Origin of the sequence: Mesoflavibacter zeaxanthinifaciens subsp. sabulilitoris, from assembly GCF_014191595.1 — a bacterium.
GTDB lineage: Bacteria > Bacteroidota > Bacteroidia > Flavobacteriales > Flavobacteriaceae > Mesoflavibacter > Mesoflavibacter zeaxanthinifaciens.
Map to the genome: position 1 here is coordinate 116,378 of NZ_JACHWV010000006.1, position 24,307 is coordinate 140,684.

Consider the following 24,307-nt stretch of genomic DNA (forward strand, 5'->3'; position numbering starts at 1 on the left):
CGTATAAATTACGCTAAATTAATGTTTTGAATTTAATATTCTTCAGAAAATTTTAAATATAAAGGTTTATTTAATTTTTAATTTCAGTGGTTAGTTCTATGGGATTGTATTCAAATACACCATTCCCGCTAGGACAACAATTTGCGTCTTCTTTAGACCAAGCAAAATATTCGCCAATTATAGTTTTTCCAAGTCCTTTATATTTAATATATATTTTATAAATATTATTAATTTTGATTTTTGCTAATTCAGCTTTTATTCCTTCTTCAATAGTTTGTGTTATGTGTTTATTTGTTAAAAACTGACTTTCTTTAGAATAAACTAGCATCCCAAAATCAGAACCAGTACCATTACCGCCAACACAATTTTCTGCTGGAAAATAAAAAAGTCCATCGTTTATACCGTCAGAATTAAAATCAGACTCACTAGATTCTATTTCTTGTAAACCAAAATAAGCTTTTGGGTTTTCTTTTTGCCATTTTTCCCAGTCATCATCTTCTCTACAAGGGTTTCCGACATCTCCATTAGCAATAAGTTCTTTTGTCCATTTTTCAATTTCAATTTTGAAATTAGGTGTATTTTCTTGTGCTTTACAACTGCATGTCATAAGGCTAATTATTAAAGCTGGTAGTAATGTTTTTTTCATAAATGATTATTTGTTTTACTTTATTTTATGTGTAAGTGGGATTTTATTCAACAGGAACTCTAATTTTTGTTTCTTTAACATTCATTCTGGTTTTATTTAAGGTTACTGTTATTGGTTCTTGTTTTTCTCTATCATATTCCACAAATTCGTAGGTTTTTACTTCTTTGACAGCAACGACTTTAACATCTACATCAATACCTTGTAATTGGTTGTCATTATGAAGTCCAATATAAAAAGTCCCTTGAGTTCTGTTAGAATTTTTTCCGTATGCAGCAATTCCTTTTCCAGTGTCAAATTGTAAATATTGTTCTCCATTCACAAATTTTACAGCATTTTCGTGGTCAGGAATAAAAGTGTAAAATACATCTTCTCCTGTTTTTGGTATTAGTAGTTCGGTTATTGTGCCGACTGCTAAACCTGCAAGAGGTGTTCCATACATTGAGGTTATTCCGTTTGCTAATTTTCCAACACTCTTAGCATTTTCTTGATATGCTTGTTGAGCTTCCTGTCCAACACCAATCCAATAAGCCCAAGCTATTACCTTTTCTTCTTTTAATTCTGTTGAAATTGGATTTGGTAAATCAACACGCAAAAAGGTTGAACTCCTATTTTCGTTATAGTAAGAGTGAACTCTCTGACTTTTATTAAACAAAATGTCTTCTACACTCTCGGTCTTTACAAGTTCTCTAACTTTTTCTTTGTACTTAATTGTATTGTAACCTGTAATGCTGTCAACTGTATAAGGTGTGTATATAGTATCTCGAATTGTTTCCCATTTCCAGTTTGTGTTAAAGTCCTTTGTAGATTCGTTTGCTGGAATTCGATAGATTTTCACTTTACAAACTCTTTTTGTAAGTGAAGAGCTGTAAAATTTAAATTTATACAGTCCTTTGTTTCTTATGTGAATTTGCTTTTTTGAAAATTTTTCTGCTTTAAATTCCGAGAATATTTTGTTGTTAGGTAATTCATAAACTTCAATTTCTTTTAAGTTTTTTCCTTTTAGCATTTCAAAATCAAAAACTATAATGTCTCCCTCTGCAAAACTGAAAAAAAGTTCTTCTGTTTCATCAAAATTTAAAGATATTGTTGATTCAGTTACTAGAATAGGGTTAGTATTAGCAAAAGTGTTTTGGAATGTTAAGAATACGATTACAATAAGTAGTTTTTTGAACATAAGATTAATTTAAGTTTAAGGAGTTTTTGTTGATTTTTTAGGTTTTAAAAATTGAAATTTCTAAAAATTTAAATACTCTATTTAGAAATATCAATTAAAATAAATAGTATAAAAATTGTTATTTGATTTTTTTTTCTGAAATTATTTGTTGTTTAATTATAGAATTATTTAGAATTACTTTTTTGAAATCTTCAAAATCTTCATAATTATTAGGAGATTCTTCTAGTTGATCATATAAAAAAGATTTATCCATTTGAGGATAAATAATAATAGTTTCTCCAAATCTTAAATCAAAAAGCTTCATGTTAATTAGCAAAGTAGAAAAGCCATCTGGACTTGCTAAAAATACCCAATCATATTCGTTGTTGGTTACCTTAAATATACCTTGCGCTGTCAAATAAGGATAATTCCTAGATTCAACTAATGTGTTTTCTTCCAAGTCTTTGTCGTTTGAGAGGATAAGTAATGTCAATTTATCGATAACTTTTTCGCTTTCAGGATTTTCATATTCTCCAATTCTTACTCCTTTAAAAATTATAGAATCTTTCTCAATGGTAAAAGGAATACTTGAAACAGCATAATCGTATTTATCTACTGGAAAAGGAGATTTATTTAAAGGATAGCTATTAAAAATATCCGAGTATTTATTATAAGTTTCAATATCTTGGATAAACAATTCCTTATCCCATTTACTAGAGTCAAGATGTTGAATAGCTCTATCCTTTAATTTTTGAATGCTCCAATTATTTTCATTAGAAATTTGAACATTAGAATTTGTTTTTTCTATGTCCTTACATGAATTAAGTAGTAATCCTGAAATGAAAATTATAACTAGCTTTTTTGTCATATTAATTAGCGTTTAAGACGATAAATAGATAAGTTTTTTAATGGTTAACTTAGAAGTATATTTAAATTTAAAACTGCAAGGATTTCAGATGTAGGCGAGAACAAGTAATTACTTATAGCCATTGTTTTGTGCTGCCTTTTATTTTTAATATTCTAATCTTCGTCTTTCAGCTTCATCATCCATTCTTTTGGCATCGAATAGATAACCATCAGATAGTCTTTTAAATATTTCAGCTACGTTAGGATATTTATTTTTATAGTCTTTTTCTAACTTTTCAAAATAGGCGGCTTTCTCTCTTTCTATGTCTCCTCCATCAAAAGCTCCTCTTGAAGAAGAGCCTCTTTTGTTAAACAATGCCGATGAATAATTACTTTTTATGCTATCTGAATTTATCTCTTCTATTATCTTAAATATTGTTTCCTGTGGCCATTCAGGTATATTCTCAGGATATTGAGCTAACACCTTCCCAATTTGCATATCAGCAACTTCTAATCTGCTTACACTTTTAGCAAGTTCACGTACTGTGTCTATCCAGCTTTTCAATTCTACTTCATTTATAGAATTGTCATCTTTCATTCCTGGTATTTTTTTCCAAGAATTAAGTAGGTGATATGATTGTTTCGCTCTATTTTTAATGACTTCATCTGAAATTCCCTTTCTTTCCTCTTCTAATAAAGTTTTATCCTTAGGAATATAAATCCATTTTAATACATCAATGAAAAATTCAGGGTTATTTGCTAATTCTTCTTCTAGGTTTATCGGGTTTCTTCTTGTACCATATGAATCTAAAATTGGGAGATATATCCATTCTAGCTGAATAAGGGTTGATTTCTCAATATCTTCTCGGTTATCTATTTCCTCAAATATTCTTTCAATTTCATAGCCCTTAAAGCGTGTGGTCTCACTTGACTCTTCAGTCCCTGCTTTTTGGAGCATTTCTGAAAGAAGATTGGTTGGAAGAACTTTAGGAAAATGTGAAGCAACATCAATTGAAGAGAAAAACCTTTTGTGTGTTAAAAGCATTTTTACTCCAAAAACTTTTTCAGCATCAGAAATATGATAAAAATGAGGCCTTACATTTTGCCAATATAGATTCTGAATTTCTTCATTTAAAGCAGAAATGAAATCCCAAAGCTCCTGATTTTGGTTAATAGGAATTAAAACATTGGAGAGTGCTTGAAAACTATAACCCTTTTCTTGCAAATCATTAAACAAGGCTTTAATCCAATCAAAACCCTCTTTAATAGATTTACGGTAAATAAAGCTATGAATAAAGGAGATTTTGTTTTCGTCATCATAAAGACATTTAGTTATAGTGAAAATGCCTTCTTGTTCAGTAATCACATCTGCTAAGGCATAGCCAAAAGCCCACAATTGAGAAATTTCATTTCTGAGTTCTAAGGTTTTCTCTAATCCTAATTCAGAGGTAAAATTTGTAACTGCATCTTTTCTTGCATCATCAATTCTTTTTTGCTGCTGTTCGTGACGCTTTTCAGACTCATTATCCTTATATACAAAACCTTCAGGAAACTCAGGCCAATGGTCATTAAACAACCAAATGTATTTCTCTAAAGTAGAAGATGGTTGAAGTTTATAGTATAAGACTTCCAACCTTTTCAATTCAGCTTCAGGTAATGCCCAATCTGTGTCGGGGTGGGACCTATGATGATTTAATATTTTTCTAATTGTAGCCCAAGTTGCAAAGCTCTTTTGCTCCACTTTTAAGCATACCTCATCTGCCCAAGTCAAAACCCTGTCTCTATCTTTAGGGCTTAGATTTGTAACTTCATTTATTAACTGGGAGAACTTATTTTCATCATAATCAAAAAGCTCAATAAGCATTTCAATTATCGTTGAATGCGTATCCCAAATTTCCTGATACGTATATTTTAGATTGGTATTTTTATCAAACATTCTCCAACGCATTTTATGCGTTGGATGAGCAACACCGTGATGTTCGGGGAGCATACGGATAAGCAATGACCAACCTGTTTCTTGTTCTCGCTCTGTAATATATTTTAAGACAGCCATTCTTTCATCATAAGATGCGAGAGTTTGATAATGCCACGGTTTAAAAATTTCCGTAATACTATTTAATGGTCTGTTCGATAAATTACCACCAGGGTCAAGTCTTGAGAGTTGCAATAAAATTAAACTTGTGTCTCTGAGGTATTCTGGCAACCAAGCTAAATTTTCAAGAGCCCAAAGTAAACCTGTATGGTGACTTGTTTTGTGAAGAAAACCATCCTCTTCTTCAAACATTTCCATTATTTCAGGCTTTCCCTTAACTAAGGAATTATTCACTGATTTTAGAAAACTATCTGGTGAGGCTTCAGAAATAAGAGGTAATTCGTGGTCTACAGAAACCCAAGTTTCTCCAGTTGCATTATATAATAAATCAAGTACTATGTTATCTACCCAATTTTGGGGTTTATTAAGGTTCGGTATATTGATGCTATCACCCAAGCGGCCAACAAGAATTAGTGATTGAGTTAAGCCTTCTCTTGACCAATTCGAATATTTTCTCTTTTTATTAAAACTGGCCGCAAAATCGTTTTCATCCTTTGGTTTAATAATTGGATTACCATTTTTAAATGCTTGTGAAAAACATTGTTGAAGGTTTTTAAAATCATTCTCAGTAAGGTGGGTTGATAGATTTGTCCATAAATCTAAGGGAGAAGTTAAACGCCAAGTTTCTCCAATTTGAATAATTGGTGATTCTTCAAAATTTTTCCATTTATTGAGAGTGATTAAATAATCGGCATATTTTTGATTTGATAATTGTTCTATTAGCTCAATATCACCAACAAAAGTTTCATTCCATCTACCTAATAATAATGCTGGTATGATTTCTCGAATATCCTCCTTAAAAAACCATTTTGCTTTATTATAAGGAAACCCAAGAAGTTTTTTAAGAATAGTAATATTTCTTCCTGATTCTCTTGAAAATTTCTCTGCTTCATCTTTTGAAACTCCACTTTTAATAAGTGAATTAATTTGACCGTCTCTATCAATTGTCGGAAGGGTAATTGTTTCTTGATTAAAATCATCATCTGCACCTAAAGGAACTAAAACGTGATGCCCTTTTGATACAGCAGCGTAAAGTGGCTGTGCTTCATCAAATCTTGGTATGAGGTTTAAAGAAGTGTTTGTATTTATCCTAACACCTCTAAAATTCCCTTCGGTATCTATTATGAGAGCTTTAGAGAAAAACCTATCAGAGTCATCAACAGGGAAAGTTTTTGCAGCTGCTATAATAAAGGCAATTGCTTCATTTTTAGTAGATGCCTTTATTCCTTTAATTGTTGGGTCTCCTTGCAATGTTGTTAGTAATTGATTCTTTTCGTACTCCCTTCCTGCAATGATGCTTTCAGGTAAAAGAACCAAGCCTTTTGCTCCAATAGACCATTCTTCCCAAAATTCATCTGCTGTCATTATCCCATCAAAAGGATAAGTGCCTACACCATCTTGCGCTGCAAACCAACGTGAAACGGATAAAGCAATATCGAGCCATTGTTCAATATCTACAGAATCATATACAATTACATCTTTCCAGTGGTTTTCGGCTTTTTTCTCTTTGACCCATTCATCTTTTTTTGACCAAAGTCTCGGAGTAACAAATACGAATACAGAATCCTTTGGAGTGAAGCCAATTGGATTACACTTTCTTTTATTGTAATCGCTATCTGCCTTTCCTTTAATATCTGAATTTGTACCAAACTCCCATAAAGAAGTCCCTTTTGGTACGTAAGCAGTTTCAGACTCACAGTTAACGATACCATCCCACCCACCAATGTATGTTGCACTCCCTGAAGGTAAGTTTGCTTTTGTACTTGCAGGCGTAGTTGCCCTAACTAACCTTGAAATTAGATAAGGTAATGCAGCTTTTGAAAATGTAGTGTCTGCCCAACTTTCTATATTGTCTCTGGTTACTAGTTTCATTAAATTTTATTGGTCTGTCATTTTTTAGGTTGCACACAACGATCTCGACTATGAGTAGTTGCGTGGGTTAGCACTTAGCTTTGTAAGTACACACCAAACTGAAAATACGAGAGTATTTTCAGAAGTAGGCTAAAACAAGCAATTACTTATAGCTATTCTTAGTAACAGAATTTTTATTGAATTAAATCATTCGTACCCTTGTAAATTTTATCATCTTCTGTACCTAATGCATAGTCCTCTCCTGCAAATTTCAGTACAAATGTTTTTTCATTCGTCATTTTATAATCTAACCTACTTTCTCCTAATGTCAATATTGCATTATTCACATTTAGCTCATCTAAAGTTTCTGGATATTTAGTATTTATTCCATAATAATTTTTTAATGAGTCAATTATTTCCTTCATAGCTTTCCCTTCAATTTTTCCTCTCTCATACAAGTAGTTTTTTACAGTTTCTAAACCATTATTTTCGAGTTTTGCACGTAGTTCTTGTAAGTCATAATTCCTTTTGTTAATACTTTCTACAAGTTTATAATGCCTTTCAGAATTCATACAAGGATCAGTACTTAATGCAATGAAACTTGCTTTTAAAGCATCTTGATGTCTTGCACTTTCGTTGTTCAATTTTTCTCTCAATAATTTTGGTTCACTACCAACAGTTAAACTACCAATTTCTATTATATCTTGGATTGTTGATTCCAAGTTTACTTCAAATCCTGCTACAGATTCTTTGTACGCTTTTAAGGCACATTTTTGATTTTTAGGATAAGTAACAGGTCGGTTGTCAGTACAATATACAACTTTTGTTGTGCAACAGCTACTTAAAAATAGGTAGGCTCCTATTGCAAATAAAAATAGTTTTAGATTTTTCATAATTTATAATTTTGGTATAGTTAAAAATTTGATTCTATAGCTGCAATACCGTTTGTTAGGTATTTTGTTGATAACGGTTTATTAGATTAGTTGCGTGGTTTAAGCACTAACGTTCGCAAATAAATCATAGATAGAAAGTCCGAGAGGACTTTCGTAAGTAAGCTATAACTAGCAATGAATTATACACGTTGTTAGCTATAGTTAATTTTCTAAATCATCTAAAATATCATCAATCGTTTTGTCAACTTGGTAATAAGTTTCAATTACACTTGAATAAAGTTCTTTTAATAGTATTATATTATTATCTCCCATTGAATCCATTAGTAATATATCCTCAATTTTTTCTCCATTTTTATTATATATTGTAAAGGTATAATTCTCTCCATCTTGGTCATCAAAATTATTGACAGTAATAGTTGAATTTCCTATAGTCGCTTTAAATTCAGTTTCTGTACTTGTTTTTTTCCAAATAATTTTATCTGATTGATTTTTTTCAGTTAAACGTCTTATTAGTTCTTTTAATTTATCTCTCATTTTCCTTAAATTTTAATTTATTTTCTAATTCAGATATTTTAGTTGATAGACTTTCCAAATTTGAATTGACTTTCAAGTAATTTACTGTCTTTTTTGTTTTTAAAAGACTGTCTGAAATATTATTTATATCAATACTTAAATCTACGATTAAATCTTCATAATCATTTTTATTTGTTAGCTCAATTAGTTTAGGATTATGTTTTGTTTGTATTAAAATATATTTTAAATCCTTCATTCTAATTAGTGATAATTCGTATTTTTCGTTATGTATAGATGTTTGAATCTCTTGAATAGTTTTTATTCCTTTTGATAATTCAGAAATTGAAAGAATTTCATTAACTCTATTCAAAGATCTTTTAACTTCAATGTTAGTGTTGTTATTGATTTCCTTTAAATTTTGAAGTTGTAAAAAGGCAAATATTATTCCAAAAAAAGAAAGGAATGTTCCAAAAATTGATATAAAATTCACAATATTTTTTTGTGGCTCATTTAAATTATAATATAAAATTACAATTATCAGAAGTCCAATTATAAAAAATAGGATTGTTAATTTTTGAATATTCGATAATTTCATTTTAATTCACTTATTTTTATGAAATTGCGTTTTAATTATAGCTAACTCGTATTATCAATCATATAATTCCTAATATCTAATAATTAATACTAGATATTCGGTAATCTCAAAAATAATACAAACAATAGTTGTTGTTTTACGGTAATCCGTAATAGGGTTATTGTTAATAGCTGAGATAAATATAGAAAAACAAATGTAATTAATGTACAATGATTATAATTTAATCGATGTAATTAATATAACTAGGTACAATATGAATTTTAATCACCAGAATATATCAAAATACAAAAAGCGGATCAGTGATCCGCTTTTTTGTTTAATGTATTAAAACTTATTTTTTAATAAGTTTCATAGTTTTGCTTTTCTCTTTAGATTCTATTTGCAATAAATAAATTCCTGCTGGTTGGTTTAAATCAAACTTAAAAGTAGAGCTGTTTATATTTTCTTTTTTATAAACAACTTGACCTAAAGTATTAATAACTTTTATTTTTACGTTTTTAGAGTTTCCTAATTTTAAGTTTACAAGTCCGTTAGTTGGATTAGGATAAACCGAAAAATCAGTTTCAATATTTTGTTTTGCTACATTTAATGTTGGTGAAGAAAAATCTAAAACATCAATCATTAAAAGTGATATTGAACTTGAATTTCCGCCAGTAAATCTAATTTCGTCTATGTTGCTCCAAGCGGCATTAAATGTTAATACACCACCATTTGCAGCAGGATTTGCATCTTTTGTGTAGGTTACAGAACCATTAGTGTCACTTACCGTAAAATCTATATTGTCTGTTGTAATTGCTGCGCCATCTCTATAACCAGTGATAGTTGCTGTAAAAGCATAACCGTTAGCTGAGCTTTTAGCAGACATATCGGCTTCCATAGTTTCAATTTTGAATTCAGATCCATCTGCACTTCCAATTCTGTAATCAAATGCGCCAATATTTGGTCCGTTAATAGAGCCAGAGTTATCTATATTAAATAACATTCCAAGATCTGAAGGTGTTGGAGTAATTATAAAATCAGAAGGTTCAGATAAAGAAGCCATTTGACTAATCGAGTTTGGAGAAATTTGCTGAAATCTAATTCCGTTTGTCGTATAATCCAGACCTCTAAGAGCAGGTGTTAAGGCATCAAAATTTTCGTCATTTACTTGAGCGAAAATAGATGTAGTTGTTAATAATGCTACAGTAATACATGTAGCAATGTTTTTAAAGTAGTTTTTTTTCATAAGTAGTTTTAAAGTAGATTAATTTCGATTTGTTTTTTGCTAACGTAAAGGTATATAAAAGCTTCAATTTTTAGTGTTAATTTTTAAATTTTAAAAAAAGTTTAATATTTCCTGATTTTTAAACCGTTTTTGTATTCAATTTAGGTTGGAATTTTATTCAAATTTTCAATTCTAATTAATGAAAAATTAATTTCACAATTAGATTTTTATAAATTTTTAAAATGTTGATATTTAGGTGATTAACTGTTTTTAAAAAACTGCTAAAATTCATCAAAATTAATCAAAAAAATGTGTAGATTTGAGTAATTATTTATTGTAAAACAGAAGCGCAAATACGGTAAAAAAGTGCATACGATTATGCATACGATTTAGAATACGGTAGCTCTGGGAAGCCTTGTAAACAGGCGTTTTTCGGCTTTAGAGGTCAAACTCATAACCTGAGGTTTTTTTAATGATAATTACTTTCAATTTTATTTGCAATATTTAGTTCTAAATTATTAGCTTTCTTTATAAAAAAATCGAATACTTTAAAGTCAAATTTACCTTATAGATAGCTTTAAATGTTGCTAATAAAAAAGTTACTTTTGCAGTATGATTGATAATTTTGAAAACGAATTTTTTGGTATCGGTATCCTTAACGGAAAAACACCAGAAAACCTTGGTGTATTATGGCGATCTGCCCAAAATTTAGGAGCAAGTTTTATTTTTACAATAGGTAATCGTTACGCCAAACAAGCTTGCGACACGCATAATGCTGTAAAGTCTATGCCTTATTTTCATTATGAAAATTTTGAAGAGTTTTATAAAAACCTACCTAAGGGCGCAAGACTAGTTGGTGTAGAATTAACTGAAGGAGCAGAATCTTTAGAAACCTTCCATCATCCAAGACGTTGTGTTTATTTGTTAGGAGCAGAAGATCACGGATTATCAAACGCTGCAGTAGAAAAAAGCCATTTTTTAGTTAAATTTAAGTCGCAGTTAAGCTTAAATGTATCGGTTGCAGGAAGTATTGTGATGTATGATAGAGGAATAAACAAACCAAGGTCGTAACTTTGCACTTTAAAACAATAATTACACATGAGTCATAAAGCAGGTTTTGTAAATATAATTGGTAACCCTAATGTCGGCAAATCTACATTAATGAATGCTTTTGTAGGAGAAAAACTATCCATTATCACCTCTAAAGCACAAACAACAAGACACCGTATTTTAGGAATTGTAAATGGTGAAAATTTTCAAGTAGTATTAAGTGATACACCAGGAATTATAAAACCAGCTTACGAGCTGCAATCTTCTATGATGGATTTTGTAAAATCTGCTTTTGAAGATGCAGACGTTTTAGTGTACATGGTAGAAATAGGCGAGAAGGAATTAAAAGACGAAGCTTTTTTTAAAAAAATAACCAATTCTAAAATTCCTGTGCTATTATTAATCAATAAAATTGATACTTCAAATCAAGACCAGTTAGAAGCACAAGTTAAACTGTGGTCAGAAAAAGTACCAAATGCTTTAATTTATCCAATTTCTGCATTAGAAGGATTTAATGTAAAAGAAGTTTTTGAGAAAATTATCGAACTGCTTCCAGAAAGTCCAGCATTTTATCCAAAAGATCAATTAACCGATAAGCCAGAACGTTTTTTTGTAAATGAAAACATTCGTGAAAAAATTCTTCTAAACTATAAAAAAGAAATTCCGTACGCAGTAGAAGTAGATACAGAAGAGTTTTTTGAAGAAGAAAACATTATCCGTATGCGATCTGTAATTATGGTAGAGCGCGAAACTCAAAAAGGAATTATTATTGGTCATAAAGGTAGCGCCTTAAAAAAAGTAGGTGTAGAAGCAAGAAAAGACTTAGAGAAATTTTTTGGCAAGCAAGTACATTTAGAACTTTATGTAAAAGTGAACAAAAATTGGAGAAGTGACCAAAGACAACTTAAACGTTTTGGGTATAATCAAAAGTAGATTATTCATCTAAAACATCACTCATAAATGTGTAAAGTTGTGTCATTTCATCTTGATTAGCGTTTTTACTAAAACTACCAGCAAAGTACAGTATAAACCATAAAATAATCATTAAAAGCATACCCCAAATTTGTAGGTAGTAATCGGTTTTTAAAGCATAATTAGAATATGCCCATATGGCAAATGCAATAAAAAAGCCAGCAACTGCAAAATGAAAAAACATAAACATCGTCCAAACCGTTGGGTTGGGTCCAAAGAGACCATAAAGCAAGCTTTTATGATCATCAGTTTCGTTGATTTCTAAATGTAATTGTGGCGTCCAAAACCGTTGTTTAGACTTAGGGAATTTTATAAAAACATGATCATCAACTCTAGAGACTACAAACTCTTTTTGAGATGTTTTTTTAGCTTCAAAAGCATTTAAAACAGAAATATTGTCTTTATTTAATTCAATTTTAAATCGTGGTCTTAAAATGACTTCGTTTAAATTTTCGTTCATAATTAATTCATAATAAACTAAAATACTGTTTTTTATTGAATAGTAAATAGTTTAAACACTACCTTTGCACTCGCTTGCAGGATATGTAATGCAGATTAAAACATAAAGATATGAGTAATATTGTTGCTATAGTAGGAAGACCAAACGTAGGAAAATCCACTTTTTTTAATAGATTAATTCAACGTCGCGAAGCGATTGTAGACGCAGTAAGTGGTGTAACTAGAGATAGACACTACGGGAAAACAGACTGGAATGGTCGTGAGTTTTCATTAATCGATACAGGCGGATATGTAGTTGGTAGCGATGATATTTTTGAAGCTGAAATCGATAAGCAAGTTGAATTAGCTATTGATGAAGCAGATGCAATTATCTTTATGGTAGATGTAGAATCTGGTGTAACAGGAATGGATGAAGATGTTGCACAACTACTTCGTAAGGTTAAAAAACCAGTGTTTTTAGTTGTTAATAAAGTTGATAACGGAAAACGTGCCGAAGATGCTGTAGAGTTTTATAGTTTAGGACTTGGTGATTATTATACAATTGCCAGTATAAATGGTAGTGGTACAGGTGATTTATTAGATGCTTTAGTCGAAGCGTTACCAGAACCTAAAGAAGACGAAAGAGAAGAAATCTTACCAAGATTTGCAGTTGTTGGTCGTCCAAACGCTGGTAAATCGTCTTTTATAAATGCTTTAATCGGTGAAGATAGATATATCGTTACCAATATTGCAGGAACAACTAGAGATGCAATTGATACAAAATATAACCGTTTTGGTTTTGAATTTAACCTAGTTGATACTGCAGGAATACGTAAAAAATCTAAAGTAAAAGAAGATTTAGAGTTTTACTCTGTAATGCGAAGTGTAAGAGCTATAGAACATTCAGACGTGTGTTTATTAGTGGTAGATGCAAATAGAGGATTTGACGGGCAAGTTCAAAATATCTTTTGGTTAGCAGAGCGTAACAGAAAAGGAATTGTAATCCTTGTCAATAAATGGGATTTAGTAGAAAAAGACCATAAGTCAACCGTTCAATTTGAAAAATATATAAAAGAGCAAATCGCACCTTTTACAGACGTACCAATTGTATTTATTTCTGCATTAACAAAACAGCGTATCTATAAAGCTATAGAAACAGCTGTAGAAGTTTATAATAACCGTGCAAAACGTATAAAAACTAGCGAGCTTAACGAAACGTTACTTCCAATAATTGAGAGTTATCCACCACCAGCTTACAAAGGTAAATTTGTAAAGATTAAATACATTATGCAATTGCCAACACCACAGCCACAATTTGCATTTTTCTGTAACTTACCTCAATATGTACGTGATCCTTACAAAAGGTACTTAGAAAATAAACTAAGAGAAATTTATGATTTTAAAGGTGTACCAGTAAGTGTATACATGCGTAAAAAATAATTTATTAAAATTTTAAGTTTATTTTAAGAGCTTAAATACTACAACAAGTATATTTTCGTTTTTTTAGAGTTAGCATTCCTAACTAGACATGCTATTATCAATCAAAAACAACCAAATGCGTAAATTACTTTTTGCAGTAACTATTTTATGTAGTTTACTTTCGTTTAGTCAATCTAAAGACTTTAAAATTTCAGGAAAAATTGTAGCCGAAGAAGATAATACACCTTTAGAAGCAGCAACTGTTTATTTAGAAAGAGAAAAGGATAGTAGTCTTGTTTCATATACTATTTCAGATAAAGAAGGAAGTTTTCAATTAGAAGATAAAACATCAGATCAAAATCTAAACCTTCTAGTTTCTTATGTTGGTTATCAATCTTACAAACAAAAGATAGCTATAAACAAAAGTAATATAGAGTTAGGTGAAATTAAACTTAAAGTTAGCAGTAACGCATTAGAAGAAGTTTTAATTAAAACATCAGCTCCAGTAACCATTAAAAAAGATACTTTAGAGTTTAATGTAAAGTCTTTTAAAACCAAAAAAGACGCAACAGTAGAAGATTTACTAAAACAATTACCAGGTGTAGAAGTAGATGAAGAAGGAAAAATTACCGTAAACGGAAAAGAAGTAAACCAAATACTAGTAAACGGTAAGCCGTTTTTTGGTAATGACCCGTCAATTACAACAAAAAACTTAACGAAAGAAATTATTGAAAAAATTCAAGTTGTAGATACAAAAACTAAAAGTGAAGCTTTTACAGGAGAAGAAGGTGATGCCGAAAATAAAACCATAAATCTTACTATAAAAGAAGAAAACAATAAAGGTGTCTTTGGTCGTGTTGCAGCAGGAGCAGGAACAGACAAACGCTACGAATTTGCAGGTATGTTTAATCATTTTAATAACGACCAAAGGTTTAGTGCGTTAGTAGGTGGTAACAACATTAACTCTCCAGGATTTAGTTTTGGAGAAATAGAAAAAATGTTTGGAAGTGGCGGTAGTACATCATGGAACAGTAATGGCTCTTTTAGTATTAACGGAAGACAATTTGGAGGCGGACAAGGTATAACGACCTCAAAATTAGCAGGAGCAAATTTTGCAGATAATTATGGCAAGGCATTAGAAGCATCTGCAGATTATTTTTACTCAGGAAGCAGCTCAGAAAATGAATCTAACTCTCAAAGAGAAACTATTCTGTCAGACTCTAGGTTTTTTACAAACTCTAGATCAAGATCTGTAAGCGAATCTAATTCGCATACCGCAAATGCAGATTTTGAAATTGAAATAGACACTACGTTTATGATTAACGTTAGACCTCGTTTTTCTTTCACCAAAACAAATACAGATTACGTAAGTAACGACGAAACTTTAGACGAAGACCAAGTACTGACAAACCAATCATCATTAAACTCCTTTGTAGAAAATCAAGCAAATAATTTTACAAACGAAATTAGTGCAACCAAAAAGTTTGGAAACAAAGGTGCGTTTTTAAGATTAAATTTAGATAATAGTATAAACAATAACGAAAGTGATGACTACATAAACTCAGTTGCTGAAGTTTTTGGAACAAACCCAGAAACTATTGTTAGGGATCAATTTACAGATGGCGATAATAATAGTACAAATTTAAGAGCAGACTTAGAGTATAGATTACCAATAAAAGCAAAAGAAATCTTTGTGAAGTTTGGTTATCAATACCAAAATAATAAGGATGAAAATAAGCAGAGTACATTCGATTTTAATAATGCTACAAATGCTTATGACGATTTTAATCTAGCATTAAGTACAGACTTTGAGTATACAGATACAAGAAACTCACCAGGTATAGAGTTAAGTATTAGAAAAGAAAAATGGTTTGCAAGATTTGGTGCAGATTATGTAGCAAGAACGTTAAAAAATAACGACGGTTTAAGACCGCAGTTTAATGTAGAAAGAGACTTTAAGGCTGTAGAGCTTAACTCTAGCTTTAGATATAGCTTTAGTAAAAACTCTACAGTATATGTTAGTTATAATTTAAGTAATAGACCGCCAGCGCTAAGACAACTTCAAGCTTTTGAAGATGTTTCTAATCCTTTAAACACAGTAATAGGTAACCCAAACTTAAGTCCTACAAACTCTCATAGTGTTTACGCTAACTTTAACTCGTTTAATTGGCAAGAAAAAACAGGTTTCTTTTTCTATTCTAATTTTACAATAACTAATGATGCTGTAGTATCAAGAACAACCATTGATCCAGAAACTTTAACAAGAATAACAACTTACGATAATGTAAATGGTAACAAAAACGGATATTTTGGTGGTAGTTTCAGAAAGAAATTCAAAATAGATTCTTTAAGAAGTTTTAGAGCTAGAGTAGGTATGTGGGGAAATTTTTCTGAAAACATAAACTATAATAACGATGTACAATATTCTAGTAAAAGATTGGGCTTTAATCCAAACTTAGGGTTTGATTACATCCATAATAATGTGTTTGAATTTAGACCACGTTACCGTATATCGCTAACAAATAATAAATACGATATTGATGCATTTGAAGACAGAAATTTTACATCTCATAATTTAGATTTAAATACTGCATTTTTCTTACCTAAAGGTTTTGAATGGCGAAACGATATAGCATATAATTACAATCCAAATGTTGCCGAAGGATTTCAAAAAGATGCTTGGTTCTGGAATGCAAGTGTGTCTTATTCTGTGCTAAAAGACAAAGGATTGCTAACCTTAAAAGTTTACGATTTATTAAACCAAAACACCAACGCAAGACGTACCGCAACTTTAGATTATATAGAAGACACGCAAAGTACCGTTTTAAGGCAATATTTTATGCTTAACTTTAGTTGGAAGTTTAACAGCCTAGGTCCAAAAGGAGAAAGTGGAGATAGCAGTATGTATTTTATAGATTAATGTCATTTATTTAGCGTTAATAAATGTCATTTCGACAGAGCGAAGAATGAGCGACGAGAAAGCTCTTTAAGAGAATACTCATCTTCATTCTTTGTTATTTTAATTAAAAATGAAAGTGAAGAAATATGATTTTTAAATAAACTATTTAGTTTATCTAATTAATACCATTTAGTCTTAACCGAATCTAACACTTGCCTTACACCATTATAATACAGCTTATTTTTAAAATTCGGTATTAGTGTAGATTCAATTAAATGATAACAAACACTATCGGTTAAAATCAATTCTGTACCATAACCAGTAGCAAAAGCAACTTGTCTATCACTTTTAGCAATTAAAAGTAATAGACCATTGTTTTTATCTGCTTTTCCTATACCTAAGTTTTGAGCAATATTTGTTGCATGTCTAAGTGCTTTTGTATTTGCGGGTAAAGAATCTATGGTCATTACACAAATTTCATTAGTAGTTAATTTTTCATAATTTAAAATGAAATTAGTAAGCGAATCCTCTTCTACTGTAGAAAATACATTAGCATAATCTTGAATAACTGCTTGATTATGTTTTAAGGTTTGCTGAGGTTTTGTTTTACAAGAAATACAAAAAACGAAGGCTAATACAAAAGTGAAATATTTCATCTAAAGAATTTATATTGAAATTTAGAACTAGTTGAAGTTGAATTTGTTGTCTGCTAATGAAACTAAAAATACGATCGCGACTGTAAACCTTACTACCAACCACCAGAAGCGCCACCGCCGCCAAAACCGCCGCCACCAAAACCGCCGCCAAAGCCACCAGAACCAAATCCACCACCAGAAGATCCTCCAAATCCACCACCAAATCCACCAGAGCTACGTCTGTAGCCACCACGACCAGAATTGCTTAAAATAATGGCTTCTAAGATGTCGCGTGTGCTATTTCCGCCACCACCAAAATGATCACCATTACCACCATTGCGTTTGTGTTTTGATATAGAAATAAGAATAATTATAAAGATGATAATCAAAAAGAAAATGACACCAATAGGAAAACCACCACCAGAATTTTTTCGTGTACCTTGATATTCGCCTTTTAAGACTTCAAAAATAGCATCTGCACCTCGATTTAAACCGCCATAATAATCATTACGTTTAAAATAAGGGATTATGTCTCGCTCTATAATTCTGCGTGACATTGCATCGGTTAATAAGTGCTCTACGCCGTAACCCGTTGCAATCATTATTTTACGGTCATCTCTGGCTAATAAAATAAATATACCATTATCTTCTTTAGCTTGACCAATTCCCCATTTATGCGCCCATTCTGTCGCTAAATAATTAATATATTCACCTTTTGTAGATGCAATTATTGCAACAACAATTTGTGTAGAAGTACTATCAGAGTATTTAACTAGTTTGTTTTCTAGTGTGTTTTTTTCTGATGCAGATAATAAGTTTACGTAATCGTAAACACTAGTTTGAAAATCTGGTTTTTTAGGGATTTCAAACTGAGCAAATCCAAAACTAAACGATAATAGTGCTAAAATAAATACACTGTTTTTTATAAACTGTTTACTTATTTTCATCCTTTAGAAATCGTATTGGTTAACTCATTTGTGTCATCATCTTCTATAGGAAAATGTGCTTTTAATGCTTCGCCAGCGTGTATAATGCCATCAACAAGACCTTGTTTAAAGTTACCGTTTCTAAAATGCTTTTGAATAATATCTTTTGTCTCGTCCCAGAAGTTATCAGGCACTACTTTGTTAATACCTTGATCACCGTAAATGCTAAATTTATGGTCGTCTACAGCAACATAAATTAAGACACCATTTCGGTTTTTGGTGTTGTGCATTTTTAAAACAGAAAACACTTCTAAAGCACGTTCTTCAACATGATTTTTAGAAGTGTTTTCTATATGTACTCGTATTTCTCCAGACGTGTTTTTTTCTGCTAACTTAATAGCATCAACAATGTCTTGTTCTTCACTAGCGGTTAAAAAAGATTCTACGTCTAGAGGTATCATGTTTTATTTAAAATCAAATTCTACATCAGGAGCTTTTTCACTTCCTTCTTCTGCTTCAAAATAAGCTTTCTTCTCAAAACCAAACAAACCAGCAAGTAGATTGTTAGGGAAAGTTCTTATATGTTTATTATAAGGTTTTACCGTTTCATTAAATCTATCTCTTGCTACATTAATTCTATTTTCGGTACCTTCTAATTGACTTTGTAGTTCTAAAAAATTTTGATTAGCCTTTAAGTCTGGATAACGTTCTACAGTTACTAATAATCTAGATAAAGCACTGCTTAAACCGCTTTGTGCTTGATTGAATTGTTGTAACTGTTCTGGAGTAATATTTGTTGGGTCTATATTTATAGATGTTGCTTTTGCTCTGGCATTAATTACAGACTCTAATGTACTTTTTTCAAAATCTGCTGCGCCTTGCACTGTTTTAACAAGGTTGCCAATTAGATCGCTACGTCTTTGGTAAGAGCTTTCTACCTTAGCCCATGCTTCTTCTACATTTTCTTCTAATCCTATTGTCGAGTTGTATACTCTTACTCCAAAAATAACTGCTAGTGCAATTAAGATAATTGGTACAAGCCATTTTTTCATGATATGTTGGTTTTAAAGTTGTTCTTTTAGTTTTATAAGTTGGTTTTTTACACTTTCTAATTTAGCGATTATTTCAAAATTATCGAGTGTTTTTTTCTTTTCTTCTTTTAGATGAATTTTTGCTCCTTCCAAAGTAAACCCGCGTTCTTTTACCAAATGATAAATAAGCTGAAGGTTTTTTACGTCTTCTGGTGTAAATTTACGATTGCCTTTAGCGTTTTTTTTGGGTTTTAAAACTTCAAATTCTTTTTCCCAAAAACGTATTAAAGACGTGTTTACGTCAAAAGCTTTGGCGACTTCACCAATAGAATAATATCTTTTTTCAGGTAAATCAATTATCATTAGTCTAAAGATTGGTTTTCTAAAGATGCACGTTCTAACAATTTGCTAAACTCTTCAGGAGTTAAACTACCGTAGTAGAAGTTTATTGGGTTAATACGTTGGTCATCTTTAAAGATTTCGTAATGTAAATGAGGTGCTTCACTACGACCAGTACTACCTACAAAACCAATTAAATCTCCGCGTTTTACTTTTTGGTTTTTTTGCACATTATACTTGTAAAGATGTGCGTATAAGCTAACATAACCATAACCATGGTCTATTCTAATATGTTTTCCGTAACCAGAACTATTGCTGTCTGCTCTTACCACAACACCATCTCCAGAAGCATAAACAGGTGTGCCTCTTGGCGCGGTAAAATCCATTCCCCAATGCATTTTACGTTGTTTAGTAAATGGGTCAGAACGCATACCGTAACCAGAAGCCATTCTGGTTAAATCTTTATTGTTAACTGGTTGTATTGCCGGTATAGATGTTAATAGTTTTTCTTTTTCTTCAGCTAAAACAGCAATTTCATCTAAAGATTTAGATTGCACTACAATACGTTTTAAAAGTTTATCAATACGTTTGTTGCTATTTATAATTAATTCAGAATTATCAAAACCTTCTAATTTTTTATAACGGTTTACACCACCAAAACCAGCTTTGCGTTGTTCTTCTGGTATTGGATTGGCCTCAAAATATAATCTGTAAATGGTATTGTCTCGCTCTTCGATGTTGGCTAAAACAGTTTCGGCTTGACTCATTTTTTTATTCAACAATTCGTATTGAAATTCTAAGTTCGCCAACTCGCGTTTTAATGCTTTTTCTTTAGGCGATTCTATGTAATGACCGGCTATAAAAACAAGTAAAAAGCTAAATAAAACACTAGCTAAAAGAAACAATAAGATGAACTTAAATGTACGTCTTTTTTTACGCTCTATTTTTTTATATGAAAGCGTTTCAGAATCATAATAATATTTTACCTTACTCATTCCTTAATTTATACTATTTTTGCTGTTAAAAATATGATTTAAGTTGGGCTTTAATCAAAACAGTAACGAGCAAACTTACAAAAATATTTCAGTTTAAATTTAAGTAAATAAAACTAAAGTCTTTTATTTTAGTGTAAAACGCTTTAAAAAAGGCAAGTATTAAAATATAAATATGAATTCTCAAGACATTCGTTCTACTTTTTTAGATTTTTTTAAAAACAAAAAGCATAGCATTGTGCCTTCTGCACCAATGGTTTTAAAAGATGATCCAACCTTAATGTTTGTTAACTCGGGTATGGCACCTTTTAAAGAATATTTTTTAGGTAATGCACAGCCAAAAAATAATCGTATTGCAGATTCTCAAAAATGTTTAAGAGTATCGGGTAAACATAATGATTTAGAAGAAGTTGGTTACGATACCTATCATCATACGTTGTTTGAAATGTTAGGTAACTGGTCGTTTGGCGATTACTTTAAAAAAGAAGCAATTGCTTGGGCTTGGGAATTATTAACCGAAGTTTATAAAATAGATAAAGACATACTTTACGTCACTGTTTTTGAAGGTAGCGATGATGCAGATAACTTAGGTATGGATACCGAAGCTTATGATATTTGGAAAGAATATATAAGCGAAGACCGAATTTTAAAAGGAAATAAAAAAGATAACTTTTGGGAAATGGGCGATCAAGGACCTTGCGGACCTTGTAGCGAAATTCATGTAGATATTCGTTCTGCTGAAGAAAAAGCAAAAGTAGACGGTAAGTCTTTAGTTAACGAAGATCATCCTCAAGTGGTAGAAATCTGGAATCTTGTCTTTATGCAATACAATCGTAAAGCAGATGGAAGCCTAGAAGAATTACCAAACAAACATATCGATACAGGTATGGGATTTGAGCGTTTATGTATGGTATTACAAAACAAAACCTCAAATTACGATACAGACGTATTTACACCGTTAATTAGAGAAATTGAAACCATAACGCACAAAGATTATGGAAAAGAAGATAAGGTAGATGTTGCCATTCGTGTTATTTCTGATCACGTTCGTGCTGTAGCATTTTCTATTGCAGATGGGCAATTACCAAGTAATAATGGTGCAGGTTATGTTATTAGACGCATTTTACGTCGTGCAGTACGTTATGGCTTTACTTTTTTAGATAAAAACGAACCTTTTATTTACCGATTAGTTAATGTTTTAGTTGAAAAAATGGGACAAGCATTCCCGGAACTAAAAGCTCAAAAACAATTAATAGAAAACGTAATTAAAGAAGAAGAAACTTCGTTTTTACGTACGTTAGAGCAAGGTTTAACAATTCTAGATCGTATTGTTGAAACTGCTAAAGGAATAGAAATTTCAGGTTCTAAAGTATTTGAGCTTAAAGATACTTATGGTTTTCCTGAAGATTTAACCGATTTAATTTTACGTGAAAAGGGATTCACTTACAATAAAGAAGACTATAAAAAACGTCTTGAAGAACAACAATCTAGAGGAAGAAAAGCATCAGAATTAAAATCTGACGATTGGACCATTTTAATTGAAGACGAAGAACAAGAATTTGTTGGTTATGATACTTTAGAAACTAACGTAAAAATCACTAAATATCGTAAAGTCACCTCTAAAAAAGATGGCGAGATGTATCAATTGGTATTTAACTTAACGCCATTTTATGCAGAAGGTGGAGGACAAGTTGGTGATAAAGGGTATTTAGAAGATCAGCATGGCGATGTGGTTTACATTTTAGACACAAAAAAGGAGAATAATGTAGCGATACATTTAACTAAAAATTTACCCGCTAATATTACAGAGAAGTTTAAGGCAACTGTAGACGCTAAACAACGTTACAGAACCGAGTGTAATCATACAGCAACACACTTATTACATCAAGCACTACGCGAAATTTTAGGTGATCATGTAGAGCAAAAAGGAAGTGCAGTGCATAGTAAATACTTACGTTTTGACTTTTCTCATTTTTCTAAAATGACTGTGGAAGAATTACGTGACGTAGAAAACTTTGTAAACGCAAGAATAGAAAGTAAATTACCGTTGCAAGAACAACGTAATGTACCAATGGAAAAAGCGTTAGAAGAAGGCGCTATGGCATTATTTGGTGAAAAATATGGAGATGCAGTGCGTACTATAAGATTTGGACAGTCTATAGAATTATGTGGTGGAACACACGTAAATAATACAGCAGATATTTGGCATTTTAAAATCGTATCAGAAAGTGCTGTTGCAGCAGGAATAAGACGTATAGAAGCTATAACAAACGATGCTGTAAAAAGCTATTTTCATGATAATAATCGTGCGTTTTTTGAAATGAAAGATTTGCTTAATAATGCTAAAGAACCAGTTAAAGCACTTCAAAATTTACAAGAAGAAAATACAGCCTTAAAAAAACAAATAGAGCAGCTGTTAAAAGATAAAGCTCAAAATATAAAAGGACAGTTAAAATCTGAAATTAAAGAAATTAATGGCGTTAATTTCTTGGCTAAAAAATTAGATTTAGATGCATCCGGAATTAAAGATTTATGTTTTGAATTAGGTAGCCAATTTGATAACCTGTTTTTATTATTTGGAGCAGAAAATAACGGTAAAGCAATCTTATCTTGTTATATCTCTAAAAACCTAGTAGAAAGTAAAGGTTTAAACGCAGGAACCATTGTTAGAGAGTTAGGTAAGCACATCCAAGGTGGCGGTGGCGGACAACCATTTTTTGCTACTGCAGGTGGTAAAAACCCTGATGGTATTAATGCTGCTTTATCTGCTGTAGAAGCTTATTTGGCATAATCTGCTTTTATAGATATATGAACTTACAAACCAACATACCACTTCAGGTTATACCTAATAACCAAATAGATTATAACTCTAAAGTGGTATTGTTAGGGTCTTGTTTTGCAGAAAACATTGCCGAAAAATTTAACTATTATAAGTTTCAGTATACTGTTAATCCTTTAGGTATTTTGTTTCATCCTTTAGCGATTGAAACTTTAATAAAAAAAGCATTAACCGATCAGATATTTACTGATAAAGATGTAGTATTTAATAACGAACAGTTTCATTGTTTAAATGCACATTCAATTTTTAGTAATCATTCTAAAGAAGAACTTCTTTCTACATTAAATGATACGATAGTTGATGCTAAACTTAAACTTAAATCAGCTTCACACATAATTATTACATTAGGAACTGCTTGGGTATATCGTTTTCTAGAAACTCAACAAGTTGTGGCAAATTGTCATAAAATCCCGCAGAAAAACTTCAAAAAAGAATTACTATCACCTGTTCAAATAGAAAAAAGCCTACAAAGCTTAGTCTCATTAATTAGTCTAGTTAATCCTAAAACTCAATTTATTTTTACAGTATCTCCTGTTAGGCATATTAAAGATGGTTTTATAGAAAATACAAGAAGTAAATCGCACTTAATTACTGCTATTCATGAGTTTTTAAGTAAAAATCATGAATCCAAAAAACATAACTTAAACTATTTTCCTTCTTACGAGATTATGATGGACGAGTTAAGAGATTATAGATTTTACAACCAAGATATGTTACATCCAAGTCCATTAGCAGTAGATTATATTTGGGATAAGTTTTTAAATACTTGGGTTTCTTCTAGTGCAAAATCAACTATGGAAGACGTCGAAGCTATCCAAAAAGGGTTGTCTCACAAACCTTTTAATGCTTCATCAGAAGCGCATCAGCAGTTTTTACTTCAGTTAAAAAAACGTAAAGAAACACTTAAAAAATCTTTCCCTTTTATTGATTTTTAGTAAAATACGCCAAATGACGTATTTACATTTTTGTTGTTT

Annotated in this window: 21 protein-coding genes; 6 read left to right on the forward strand and 15 right to left on the reverse strand. The window is 31.1% G+C overall.

Going from position 1 to position 24,307, the window contains the following annotated elements:
• Positions 1 to 70 precede the first annotated feature (70 nt).
• The 8 genes from FHS04_RS10235 to FHS04_RS10270 form a co-directional block, all read right to left on the reverse strand.
• Complete coding sequence (locus FHS04_RS10235) at positions 71 to 646, reverse strand: hypothetical protein (protein WP_106676597.1); 576 nt, start codon at positions 644 to 646, stop codon at positions 71 to 73.
• Between the two features lie 43 nt (positions 647 to 689).
• Entirely contained in the window at positions 690 to 1,820 is a 1,131-nt protein-coding gene (locus tag FHS04_RS10240) for a hypothetical protein (RefSeq protein WP_106676599.1), read from the reverse strand.
• A 118-nt stretch (positions 1,821 to 1,938) separates the two neighbouring features.
• Positions 1,939 to 2,667 (reverse strand): hypothetical protein, encoded by a 729-nt coding sequence (locus FHS04_RS10245; protein ID WP_106676601.1) that lies wholly within the window; start codon positions 2,665 to 2,667, stop codon positions 1,939 to 1,941.
• 144 nt (positions 2,668 to 2,811) lie between these two features.
• Positions 2,812 to 6,609 carry a hypothetical protein gene (locus tag FHS04_RS10250; protein WP_106676603.1) on the reverse strand — a complete coding sequence of 1,266 codons (3,798 nt, stop codon included), beginning with the start codon at positions 6,607 to 6,609 and terminating at the stop codon, positions 2,812 to 2,814.
• Between the two features lie 173 nt (positions 6,610 to 6,782).
• On the reverse strand, positions 6,783 to 7,481 hold the full coding sequence (locus FHS04_RS10255; RefSeq protein ID WP_106676605.1) for a hypothetical protein: 699 nt from the start codon (positions 7,479 to 7,481) through the stop codon (positions 6,783 to 6,785).
• Positions 7,482 to 7,682: 201 nt separating this feature from the next.
• The gene (locus FHS04_RS10260; protein ID WP_106676607.1) at positions 7,683 to 8,015 is read right to left on the reverse strand and encodes a hypothetical protein; all 333 of its coding nucleotides are present in this window, start codon (positions 8,013 to 8,015) and stop codon (positions 7,683 to 7,685) included.
• A complete protein-coding gene (locus FHS04_RS10265; RefSeq protein ID WP_106676609.1) occupies positions 8,005 to 8,589 on the reverse strand; it encodes a hypothetical protein in 585 nt (194 codons plus the stop codon). Before FHS04_RS10265 ends, FHS04_RS10260 begins: the two co-directional genes overlap by 11 nt.
• A gap of 331 nt (positions 8,590 to 8,920) precedes the next feature.
• Positions 8,921 to 9,814, reverse strand: coding sequence for a T9SS type A sorting domain-containing protein (locus FHS04_RS10270; RefSeq protein ID WP_106676611.1), 894 nt, complete (start codon positions 9,812 to 9,814; stop codon positions 8,921 to 8,923).
• A gap of 591 nt (positions 9,815 to 10,405) precedes the next feature.
• On the opposite strand from FHS04_RS10270, the gene FHS04_RS10275 reads away from it, so the two are divergent.
• Together FHS04_RS10275 and era are read left to right on the forward strand one after the other, a co-directional pair.
• Positions 10,406 to 10,864: an RNA methyltransferase gene (locus tag FHS04_RS10275; RefSeq protein WP_106676613.1), complete on the forward strand. Its 459-nt coding sequence runs from the start codon at positions 10,406 to 10,408 to the stop codon at positions 10,862 to 10,864.
• A gap of 27 nt (positions 10,865 to 10,891) precedes the next feature.
• A complete protein-coding gene (gene era, locus FHS04_RS10280) occupies positions 10,892 to 11,776 on the forward strand; it encodes a GTPase Era (protein ID WP_106676615.1) in 885 nt (294 codons plus the stop codon).
• 1 nt (position 11,777) lies between these two features.
• Here era and FHS04_RS10285 read toward each other — a convergent pair whose 3' ends face one another.
• Positions 11,778 to 12,275, reverse strand: a complete 498-nt coding sequence (locus FHS04_RS10285; protein ID WP_106676617.1) for a GTP-binding protein — start codon at positions 12,273 to 12,275, stop codon at positions 11,778 to 11,780.
• Between the two features lie 110 nt (positions 12,276 to 12,385).
• On the opposite strand from FHS04_RS10285, the gene der reads away from it, so the two are divergent.
• Together der and FHS04_RS10295 are read left to right on the forward strand one after the other, a co-directional pair.
• Positions 12,386 to 13,693 carry a ribosome biogenesis GTPase Der gene (gene der, locus FHS04_RS10290; RefSeq protein WP_027880301.1) on the forward strand — a complete coding sequence of 436 codons (1,308 nt, stop codon included), beginning with the start codon at positions 12,386 to 12,388 and terminating at the stop codon, positions 13,691 to 13,693.
• A 115-nt stretch (positions 13,694 to 13,808) separates the two neighbouring features.
• Entirely contained in the window at positions 13,809 to 16,592 is a 2,784-nt protein-coding gene (locus FHS04_RS10295) for an outer membrane beta-barrel protein (protein WP_106676820.1), read from the forward strand.
• 158 nt (positions 16,593 to 16,750) lie between these two features.
• Here the strand turns inward: FHS04_RS10295 and FHS04_RS10300 are convergent, their stop codons facing one another.
• From FHS04_RS10300 to FHS04_RS10325, 6 genes are all read right to left on the reverse strand, one after another.
• A complete protein-coding gene (locus FHS04_RS10300; RefSeq protein WP_106676619.1) occupies positions 16,751 to 17,227 on the reverse strand; it encodes a TPM domain-containing protein in 477 nt (158 codons plus the stop codon).
• 92 nt (positions 17,228 to 17,319) lie between these two features.
• A complete protein-coding gene (locus FHS04_RS10305; protein ID WP_106676621.1) occupies positions 17,320 to 18,153 on the reverse strand; it encodes a TPM domain-containing protein in 834 nt (277 codons plus the stop codon).
• Positions 18,150 to 18,593, reverse strand: a complete 444-nt coding sequence (locus FHS04_RS10310; protein WP_106676624.1) for a TPM domain-containing protein — start codon at positions 18,591 to 18,593, stop codon at positions 18,150 to 18,152. Before FHS04_RS10310 ends, FHS04_RS10305 begins: the two co-directional genes overlap by 4 nt.
• Before the next feature lie 3 nt (positions 18,594 to 18,596).
• Positions 18,597 to 19,184, reverse strand: coding sequence for a LemA family protein (locus FHS04_RS10315; RefSeq protein WP_106676626.1), 588 nt, complete (start codon positions 19,182 to 19,184; stop codon positions 18,597 to 18,599).
• Positions 19,185 to 19,196: 12 nt separating this feature from the next.
• Positions 19,197 to 19,526, reverse strand: a complete 330-nt coding sequence (locus FHS04_RS10320) for a MerR family transcriptional regulator (protein WP_027880295.1) — start codon at positions 19,524 to 19,526, stop codon at positions 19,197 to 19,199.
• Positions 19,526 to 20,497, reverse strand: a complete 972-nt coding sequence (locus FHS04_RS10325; protein WP_027880294.1) for a M23 family metallopeptidase — start codon at positions 20,495 to 20,497, stop codon at positions 19,526 to 19,528. Before FHS04_RS10325 ends, FHS04_RS10320 begins: the two co-directional genes overlap by 1 nt.
• 172 nt (positions 20,498 to 20,669) lie before the next feature.
• Here FHS04_RS10325 and alaS point away from each other — a divergent pair, with 172 nt between their 5' ends.
• Together alaS and FHS04_RS10335 are read left to right on the forward strand one after the other, a co-directional pair.
• The gene (gene alaS / locus FHS04_RS10330; RefSeq protein ID WP_106676628.1) at positions 20,670 to 23,285 is read left to right on the forward strand and encodes an alanine--tRNA ligase; all 2,616 of its coding nucleotides are present in this window, start codon (positions 20,670 to 20,672) and stop codon (positions 23,283 to 23,285) included.
• Positions 23,286 to 23,302: 17 nt separating this feature from the next.
• Positions 23,303 to 24,268, forward strand: a complete 966-nt coding sequence (locus FHS04_RS10335) for a GSCFA domain-containing protein (protein WP_106676630.1) — start codon at positions 23,303 to 23,305, stop codon at positions 24,266 to 24,268.
• Positions 24,269 to 24,307 lie beyond the last annotated feature (39 nt).

Excerpts from the sequence above, each read along its gene's own strand:
- FHS04_RS10235 (WP_106676597.1), bottom strand. The coding sequence starts at position 646 with ATGAAAAAAACATTACTACCAGCTTTAATAATTAGCCTTATGACATGC.
- FHS04_RS10240 (WP_106676599.1), bottom strand. The coding sequence starts at position 1,820 with ATGTTCAAAAAACTACTTATTGTAATCGTATTCTTAACATTCCAAAAC.
- FHS04_RS10245 (WP_106676601.1), bottom strand. The coding sequence starts at position 2,667 with ATGACAAAAAAGCTAGTTATAATTTTCATTTCAGGATTACTACTTAAT.
- FHS04_RS10250 (WP_106676603.1), bottom strand. The coding sequence starts at position 6,609 with ATGAAACTAGTAACCAGAGACAATATAGAAAGTTGGGCAGACACTACA.
- FHS04_RS10255 (WP_106676605.1), bottom strand. The coding sequence starts at position 7,481 with ATGAAAAATCTAAAACTATTTTTATTTGCAATAGGAGCCTACCTATTT.
- FHS04_RS10260 (WP_106676607.1), bottom strand. The coding sequence starts at position 8,015 with ATGAGAGATAAATTAAAAGAACTAATAAGACGTTTAACTGAAAAAAAT.
- FHS04_RS10265 (WP_106676609.1), bottom strand. The coding sequence starts at position 8,589 with ATGAAATTATCGAATATTCAAAAATTAACAATCCTATTTTTTATAATT.
- FHS04_RS10270 (WP_106676611.1), bottom strand. The coding sequence starts at position 9,814 with ATGAAAAAAAACTACTTTAAAAACATTGCTACATGTATTACTGTAGCA.
- FHS04_RS10275 (WP_106676613.1), top strand. The coding sequence starts at position 10,406 with ATGATTGATAATTTTGAAAACGAATTTTTTGGTATCGGTATCCTTAAC.
- era (WP_106676615.1), top strand. The coding sequence starts at position 10,892 with ATGAGTCATAAAGCAGGTTTTGTAAATATAATTGGTAACCCTAATGTC.
- FHS04_RS10285 (WP_106676617.1), bottom strand. The coding sequence starts at position 12,275 with ATGAACGAAAATTTAAACGAAGTCATTTTAAGACCACGATTTAAAATT.
- der (WP_027880301.1), top strand. The coding sequence starts at position 12,386 with ATGAGTAATATTGTTGCTATAGTAGGAAGACCAAACGTAGGAAAATCC.
- FHS04_RS10295 (WP_106676820.1), top strand. The coding sequence starts at position 13,809 with ATGCGTAAATTACTTTTTGCAGTAACTATTTTATGTAGTTTACTTTCG.
- FHS04_RS10300 (WP_106676619.1), bottom strand. The coding sequence starts at position 17,227 with ATGAAATATTTCACTTTTGTATTAGCCTTCGTTTTTTGTATTTCTTGT.
- FHS04_RS10305 (WP_106676621.1), bottom strand. The coding sequence starts at position 18,153 with ATGAAAATAAGTAAACAGTTTATAAAAAACAGTGTATTTATTTTAGCA.
- FHS04_RS10310 (WP_106676624.1), bottom strand. The coding sequence starts at position 18,593 with ATGATACCTCTAGACGTAGAATCTTTTTTAACCGCTAGTGAAGAACAA.
- FHS04_RS10315 (WP_106676626.1), bottom strand. The coding sequence starts at position 19,184 with ATGAAAAAATGGCTTGTACCAATTATCTTAATTGCACTAGCAGTTATT.
- FHS04_RS10320 (WP_027880295.1), bottom strand. The coding sequence starts at position 19,526 with ATGATAATTGATTTACCTGAAAAAAGATATTATTCTATTGGTGAAGTC.
- FHS04_RS10325 (WP_027880294.1), bottom strand. The coding sequence starts at position 20,497 with ATGAGTAAGGTAAAATATTATTATGATTCTGAAACGCTTTCATATAAA.
- alaS (WP_106676628.1), top strand. The coding sequence starts at position 20,670 with ATGAATTCTCAAGACATTCGTTCTACTTTTTTAGATTTTTTTAAAAAC.
- FHS04_RS10335 (WP_106676630.1), top strand. The coding sequence starts at position 23,303 with ATGAACTTACAAACCAACATACCACTTCAGGTTATACCTAATAACCAA.